Source organism: Sphingomonas endophytica (assembly GCF_001476895.1).
GTDB lineage: Bacteria > Pseudomonadota > Alphaproteobacteria > Sphingomonadales > Sphingomonadaceae > Sphingomonas > Sphingomonas endophytica_A.
In genome coordinates this window covers 1-627 of sequence record NZ_LDTB01000260.1, presented here as the reverse complement: position 1 = coordinate 627, position 627 = coordinate 1, and the positions used below count along the sequence as shown (strand labels likewise).

1 protein-coding gene is annotated in these 627 nt (G+C 64.9%); it reads left to right on the top strand.

All coding sequences use genetic code 11. The features are described 5' to 3' along the window. Positions 1 to 367 precede the first annotated feature (367 nt). Positions 368 to 625 (top strand): hypothetical protein, encoded by a 258-nt coding sequence (locus NS334_RS19215; RefSeq protein ID WP_035651627.1) that lies wholly within the window; start codon positions 368 to 370, stop codon positions 623 to 625. Positions 626 to 627: the final 2 nt, after the last annotated feature.

Sequence of the window (627 nt, the reverse complement as noted above, 5' to 3'; positions counted from 1 at the left end):
GGGTGCTACCGGTTCGACGGGTGCAACCGGCTCGACGGGCAGAGCCGGAGCCACAGGGGCAACCGGCCCGGCGGGGTCGACGGGAGCGACCGGCTCGACTGGTCCACGTGGTCCAAGGGGGCCGACTGGTCCGCGAGGCCACCGTGGTCACACCGGCCCAACTGGTCCGACCGGCACTGCCGGAGCGACGGGAGCAACTGGTGCGACCGGCGCAGCAGGCGCTACCAGTTCGACCGGAGCTACCGGCGCGACGGGAGTTGGAGCGACCGGCTCGACGGGCTCGGCGGGTGCAACGGGAACGTCTGGTAATCATGATGATAAGACGTCGCTGACCACGACGATCAATCCCGATACGACCATTGGCGCGTTGAACCCGGTGCTGCTGAAATTGGAGGCTGCTGTCGCGGACCTGGCGCTTGCAATGGCGGGAGGATCAATGAATGGCCAGCAGTTGCAGGCCGATCTGACGACGATCAAGAGCTTGGCGCAGATGCTGTTGTCCCGCATGGGCAACACGGATGGCGGCTCGGCCTTCGATCAGAACCGTCCGGGTGGTGCCGGAACGATTGGTCAACTCGATCAATCGAACAGGCCCAACCTCAATCTGCCGAAACACGACTCTTAAGG